General features: G+C 73.8%; 5 protein-coding genes. 3 read left to right on the forward strand and 2 right to left on the reverse strand.

Translation table 11 applies throughout. From position 1 onward, the window contains the following. Window positions 1-54: 54 nt before the first annotated feature. The 3 genes from ACFW9D_RS09525 (at window position 55) to ACFW9D_RS09535 (ending at window position 3,413) form a co-directional block, all read left to right on the forward strand. Window positions 55-1,086, forward strand: coding sequence for an aspartate-semialdehyde dehydrogenase (locus ACFW9D_RS09525; protein ID WP_384619685.1), 1,032 nt, complete (start codon window positions 55-57; stop codon window positions 1,084-1,086). Between the two features lie 408 nt (window positions 1,087-1,494). Beyond that, window positions 1,495-2,172 carry a SigE family RNA polymerase sigma factor gene (locus ACFW9D_RS09530; protein WP_384619687.1) on the forward strand — a complete coding sequence of 226 codons (678 nt, stop codon included), beginning with the start codon at window positions 1,495-1,497 and terminating at the stop codon, window positions 2,170-2,172. Window positions 2,173-2,327: 155 nt separating this feature from the next. Continuing rightward, window positions 2,328-3,413 (forward strand): hypothetical protein, encoded by a 1,086-nt coding sequence (locus tag ACFW9D_RS09535; RefSeq protein ID WP_384619690.1) that lies wholly within the window; start codon window positions 2,328-2,330, stop codon window positions 3,411-3,413. A gap of 217 nt (window positions 3,414-3,630) precedes the next feature. Here the strand turns inward: ACFW9D_RS09535 and ACFW9D_RS09540 are convergent, their stop codons facing one another. Both ACFW9D_RS09540 and ACFW9D_RS09545 read right to left on the reverse strand, forming a co-directional pair. Beyond that, complete coding sequence (locus ACFW9D_RS09540) at window positions 3,631-4,437, reverse strand: SURF1 family protein (protein ID WP_384619693.1); 807 nt, start codon at window positions 4,435-4,437, stop codon at window positions 3,631-3,633. A 68-nt stretch (window positions 4,438-4,505) separates the two neighbouring features. Next, complete coding sequence (locus ACFW9D_RS09545; protein ID WP_384619695.1) at window positions 4,506-6,302, reverse strand: S9 family peptidase; 1,797 nt, start codon at window positions 6,300-6,302, stop codon at window positions 4,506-4,508. Window positions 6,303-6,485: the final 183 nt, after the last annotated feature.

Consider the following 6,485-nt stretch of genomic DNA (forward strand, 5'->3'; position numbering starts at 1 on the left):
CGGCCCCCCCGGCCGCGGTGGCCCGTCAGACCGCGCGCGCCAGCGCCCCCCGCGGTGGGGCCAGCCCCCGGGCGGGGCGGCGGCGTGCTGCTCCAGATCCTGTCCCAGCACGCGGACATCTGGGGCGAGATCCGCCTCGTCGCCTCGGCGCGCTCGGCGGGCCGCAAGCTCACCGTGCGCGGCGAGGAGACCGAGGTCGTCGCGCTGACCGAGTCGGTCTTCGACGGGGTCGACGTCGCCATGTTCGACGTGCCCGACGAGGTGGCGGCCCAGTGGGCGCCGATCGCGGCGTCCAAGGGCGCCGTCGTCGTCGACAACTCGGCCGCCTTCCGCCTCGACGACGACGTGCCGCTGGTCGTTCCCGAGGTCAATCCGCACGCCGCGCGCGTGCGCCCGCGCGGGATCGTCGCGAACCCGAACTGCACGACCCTGTCGATGATCGTGGCGATCGGCGCGCTGCACGCCGAGTTCGGCCTGCGCGAGCTGGTCGTCTCCTCGTACCAGGCGGTCAGCGGGGCGGGACGGGCCGGCGTCGAGACGCTGCGCGCCCAGCTCTCCCTCGTCGCCGGTACGGAGCTGGGGACCAGCCCCGGCGATCTGCGCCGGGCCGTGGGCGACGCGACCGGTCCCTTCCCCGAGCCGGTGGCGCTGAACGTGGTGCCGTGGGCGGGGTCGCTGCGCGAGGACGGCTGGTCCTCGGAGGAGATGAAGGTGCGGGACGAGTCCCGCAAGATCCTCGGCCTGCCCGAGCTGCCGGTGGCCGTCACCTGCGTCCGGGTCCCGGTCGTCACGACGCACTCCCTGACCGTCCACGCCCGTTTCCAGAGCGAGGTCACGGTGGGCCGGGCCCGCGAGATCCTCGCGACGGCGCCCGGCGTCGTGCTCTTCGACGATCCGGCCGCGGGCGAGTTCCCCACCCCCGCCGACGTCGTCGGTACGGATCCGACATGGGTGGGCCGGGTGCGGCGCTCGCTGGACGATCCGAGCGGCCTGGAGCTGTTCGTGTGCGGGGACAACCTGCGCAAGGGCGCGGCGCTGAACACGGCGCAGATCGCGGAGCTGATCGCCGCCGAGTTCACGGCCTGAACCGGCCGGGGCGCACCGGCCGGGCACCGGCCGAACCGGAGGCTCCGATGCTCCGACGTCCGCCTGCGCGGTTCAGATGTTCGCATTACGGGCACCCCCCTTCCCTTCCGAAGATCCAAACGTAGGATCTGTGTAAGTTCTGTGAGGGGCATCGGCGCAGATCCTGTGCCGGCGTCGCCGTGCGTCCGAGATTTCCCTCCCCGTCCTGCAACCGCGCGCAGGGCGGGGAGCGTCTTTGCGGTCGCCTTTTCGGTGGCCTCGGGCGGACGAGGCAAATCCGGGCATAGGGGAAGAGCAGGTACGCATGTCGGCATGGGGCACGGCGTCATTTGTGGCGATGGCGGAATCTGTCGCACATCGGATGCCGGACGCGTACAACCCTGACGGGGGGAAGCGTGTCCAACAGGCGTGGCAGAGGTACTCGACTTCACAGCGGTACAGGCACGGGGCGCGGCCCTGCGGCCTCCCCTCGGTGTGCGCCGGCCCCGGGTGGGCGCGGCCGGCGGGATGCCGGTGATCGCCCCCATGCCCGCGACGCGGCCGGCACGCATCCCGGCACAGGCGCAGGGCGCTGACGACTCGATGGCGGCCGGCACGACTGTCGATCACCTCACCGAGACGTACCGCGCCCACTACCGCTCCCTGCTGGGACTCGCGGCGCTCCTCCTCGACGACACGGCCTCCTGCGAGGACGTCGTCCAGGAGGCGTTCATCCGCGTGCACTCGGCCCGCAAGCGGGTGCGCGACCCGGAGAAGACGCTCGCCTACCTGCGCCAGACGGTGGTGAACCTGTCGCGCTCCACGCTGCGCCGCCGCATCCTCGGCCTGAAGCTGCTCACCAAGCCGATGCCGGACATGGCGAGCGCCGAGGAGGGCGCGTACGACCTGCTGGAGCGGGACGCGCTGAAGAAGGCGCTGCGCGGTCTCCAGCGGCGCCAGCGCGAGGTGCTGGTGCTGCGCTACTTCGCCGACATGACGGAGGCGCAGGTCGCCGAGTCGCTGGGCATCTCCCTGGGCTCGGTGAAGGCGTACGGGTCGCGGGGCATAGCGGCGCTGCGCGTCGCCATGCAGGAGGCGCCGGTATGAGCCACGCAGGCCGTGAGGGCCCGGAGGAACGGTTCGGCGCCCAGGGGCGGGCCGACGCCGCCGACGCCCCGGACGTACGGACCGAAGACGTACGGACAGAACACGTAGGACGCGCAGGACATGCAGGACACGCAGACCACGCAGGGGACGCGACAGTGAGCGACGGATCCGGCCGCCCGGCCGGCGCGGCGGACCCCGAAGAAGATCCCGGGGCCGCTCCCGGCCCCGGCGAGGACGAGCTGGCGCTGCGGCGCCTGATGCGGCAGGCCGTCTCGGACATCGCGCCCTCCGACGCGGCGCTCGAGCAGCTCCGCAAGGCGGTGCCCGCGCGCCGGGCCCGCAAGCGGCAGGCCGCGGTCGGCGCGATCGCCGCCGGTGTCTTCGTCGCGATGGCGGTGCCCGCGGTGCTCCACGTGACGAACACGAACGCGTCGAACGACCGCCCCTCGATCGCCGGCAACAGCGAGGCCACGCACGGCGGCGTCGACGCCGGCAAGGCCTCGGGCGGCGGCTCGGGCAAGTCGAAGGGCGAGGGGCCGGGCCGGGGCAAGGACAAGGCCGGGCAGGGCAAGAAGGACCGCGGGGGCGGCAAGGGCCGCGACACCGCCGGGACGTCCACCGACCGGCCGGGCAGCGGCAGCACCGCCGCCGCCAGCTCGCCGGTCTGCGACGCGAGCGAACTCGGCACCCCGGTCTCGAACGTGGGCGTGCCGGACGCGAACGGCACGGTCTACGGCTCCTTCCGCGTCACCAACGTCTCCACGGGCAACTGCACGATCGACGGCGCGGGTGCCGTCGGGGCGACCGCGCAGGGCGCGGCGGACCCGGCCAGGGTCGCGGTCGTCGACCACACCTCGGGCGACGCGGCGACCGGTCTGCCCGACCCGTCCACGGAGCCCAGCCAGCTCATCCTGGAGCCCGGGATGTCGTACGAGGTGCGCTTCGCCTGGGTGCCGTCCGGGCAGTGCCCGGCGACCGGCGGGCCCTCCAGCGGCGGCAGCGACGGCGGTTCCGGCGACGGCGGCACCGAGTCCCCGTCCCCGACGCCGACCGAGCAGACCACCGGGGCGGGCGACAGCACCGACTCGGGCCTCTCCACGCAGCTCGGCTCGGACGACCCGGCGCAGGGCAGCGTCGTGGTCGAGCACACGGCGGAGCCCGGGGCACCCACTGCGAACGCCACGATTCAGGGAGCGTGCCAGGGCACGGTCTACAAGACGGGCGTGCTGCCCGCTTCCTAGGCCGTGTCTTCAAACTCCCGCCTGCTCCACGACGCCTGGCACGCTCCCCCACTGCCTGAAGGGCGTGGGAGGTGCCCCCACTCGCCGCACCGGGCGAAGACCCAAGTAGCTCCGCTACGAGGGCCTGCGCCCGGCGAGCCGAGAGCACGCACCAGACGCCGCGAAGCCGCCCTCCGGGCGACGACGGGAGTTTGAAGACACGGCCTCGGTCGGCAGGTCAGCCGGTCGGCTGAGGAGTCTGGGAGGGCTCCTCGGTCTCGACCAGGCCCAGCTCGGCGTCGCGCACGGCCTCGGCCTCGCGGCGCACGAGCCGGAACCACATGAAGACGACGAAGCCCGCGAAGACGAACCACTCGCCGGTGTAGCCGAGGTTCTGGAACGCCTTGAGGTCCAGGCCGCTGCCCTGCGGGGTGGTGGCGGGAACCGGCGTCATGCCGCCGTCGGCCTTGTCGAGCGTGACCCAGGCGTCCTGGACGTCGTAGGGCACCAGGTTCACCAGCGACGCCGCGCTGATCACACCGACCTGACCGGCCGGGAGACCGCCCGCGTTCGACACCCCGTTGGACCCCGCCGACTCGGCGGCCTGCAGCGCGCCGACGACGGTGACCTCGCCCTTCGGCGGAGCGGGCGCCTTCGCGGCGGACGCCGTGCCGGGCAGCCAGCCGCGGACCACCGGGAGCGCCCCGCCGGAGCCGTCGGCGCCCTCGGGGCGCAGCAGCGTCACCACGTAGAAGCCGCCGCGGCCGTCGAGGTCGCGGTCGGGGACCAGGAACTGACGGTCGTACCGGCCGGTCGCGGTGGCCCGCTTGCCCGAGGTCACCTTGTCCACGGGCAGCAGGGACGCCAGCGGCGCCGGCTTCGACTTCTCGTTCGCCGCCGTCCGCTCGGTGACGGACCGGTGGTCCTGCACCCGGTCCTCGAAACGGCTGAGCTGCCAGGAACCCATGAAAACGCAGAACGGGATCGCCAGCAGGACGAAGACGTTGATCCCCCACCAGCGGGGCGTCAGCAGGAACCGGTACACGCCTTCCACGGTACGGGTCCGATGTAAGGACCCGTCCCGCGGCCCCCGTTCGACGCGTCACACGGCGGCTACGGCAGATGCCGCCGTACGAAGTCCAGCTCCAGGGCGACCTGCTTGATGCGCTCCTCGACGACGAGCGAGCCGTGACCGGCGTCGTAGCGGTACACCTCGTGCACGGCGTCCCGGGCCTTCAGCCGGTCCACGTAGTTGTCGATCTGGCGGATCGGGCAGCGCGGGTCGTTGAGCCCCGCCGAGATGTGCACCGGCGCCTTCACGTCGTCGACGTACGTGAGCGGGGACGAGGCCGCGTACCGGTCCGGGACCTCCTCGGGGGAGCCGCCGAACAGGGTGCGGTCCAGCGCCTTCAGGGCCTCCATCTCGTCCTCGTACGCCGCCGGGTAGTCGGCGACCGGGACCGCGGCCAGGCCCACCGCCCACGCGCCCGGCTGGGTGCCGAGGCCGAGCAGGGTCAGGAAACCGCCCCAGGAACCGCCCGCGAGCACGAGCCGCTCGGGGTCCGCGAGACCGGAGGAGACGGCCCACTCGCGGACCGCCGCGATGTCCTCCAGCTCGATCAGGCCGACCCGGTGCTTGAGGGCGTCGGTCCACTCCCGGCCGTAGCCCGTCGAGCCGCGGTAGTTGACCCGGACCACCGCGTACCCGTGGTCCAGCCAGGCCGCCGGGCCCGCCGCGAACGCGTCCGAGTCGTGCCAGGTCGGGCCGCCGTGGATCTCGAAGACCGTCGGCAGCGGGCCGCTCGTGCCGGCCGGACGCTGCACGAGGGCGTGCACGCGGCCGCCCGGGCCCTCCACCCACACGTCCTCGACCGGCACCGACAGCGGGGCCGTGAACCCGGGCGGGTCCAGGACGACCTCGCCCGAGGTGGAGCGCACGACCGGCGGCTCGGCGGCCGAGGACCACAGGTACTCGACGCTGCCGTCGGGCCGCGCCGAGGCGCCCGAGACCGTGCCGCGCGGGGTGTCGACCCGGGTCAGGGCGCCCGTCGCGAACTCGTAGCGCCACAGGTCGCCGCGGGCCTCGAAGCTGTGCGCGATCAGCAGCGCCGAACCGTCCGGGTACCACTCCGCCGACACGTCGCCGGGCAGGTCCAGCGTCAGATCGGTCTCGGTGCCGGACGCCACGTCCCACACCATCGGCTCCCAGCGGCCGCGCCGCTGGTGCCCCACGAGCAGCCGGGTGTCGCCGGTGACCGGGGCGAAGCCCAGCACCTCCAGGCCCAGCTCCTCGGTGCCGCCCTTCGTGTCGTCGAGCTCCGCGACCGGCGAGCCGTCGAGCCGGACCACGCGCAGCGCCGCGTGCATCGCGTCGCCGTGCTCGGTGTGCTCGATCGCGATGAGCGTGCCGTCGTGGCTCAGGTCGCCGACGCCCGCGGACTCCCGGTGCCGGTAGATCTCGGCCGGGGCGTCCGCGCCCGGGGCCACCACGTGGATCGTCGTGCCGTCCTCGTCCGTGGACCGGCCGACCACCGCCGTCCGCCCGTCCCGGCCGAGCGCCAGACCCGCCGGGTACGACGCGGCCAGACCGGGCACCGCCTCGGTGTCCGGGCCGCCCGCGAAGGGCTGGCGCCGCCAGATCCCGAACTCGTCCCCGTCCGTGTCGTCGAACCACCAGATCCACGCGCCGTCCGGCGAGAGCACGCCGTCCGTCGTCCCGTTGGCCCGGTCCGTCGCGCGGCGCTGCTCGCCCGTGGCCCGGTCCCAGGCGTACAGCTCGTAGGTCCCCGTCGCGTTCGACACGAACAGGGAGCGGTGCGGGGCGTCTTCCGCCCAGTCCGGCAGCGATACGCGGGGGGCGCGGAACCGGGCCTCCCAGTCGGGCATGGCGGCCCGGTTGCTCTCAGTCATGCGTCCTATGGTGCCGCGCCGAGCGCCGTAACTCCGTCCCTTCGCCTGACGGTGCCGGCCGGTGGGGCTTCTCGCGCAGTTCCCCGCGCCCCTGAGATGCGCACTTCGTGCGCGATCTCATCGGGCGCCAGGGCATCGGGGAAATGCGACCCGAAGGGTCTGCATTTCAGGGGCGCGGGGAAC

The organism is Streptomyces sp. NPDC059524, assembly GCF_042749255.1.
GTDB classification, from domain to species: domain Bacteria; phylum Actinomycetota; class Actinomycetes; order Streptomycetales; family Streptomycetaceae; genus Streptomyces; species Streptomyces xanthii.

Coding starts and splice junctions, on each gene's coding strand:
- ACFW9D_RS09545 (WP_384619695.1), bottom strand. CDS start 6,302: ATGACTGAGAGCAACCGGGCCGCCATGCCCGACTGGGAGGCCCGGTTC.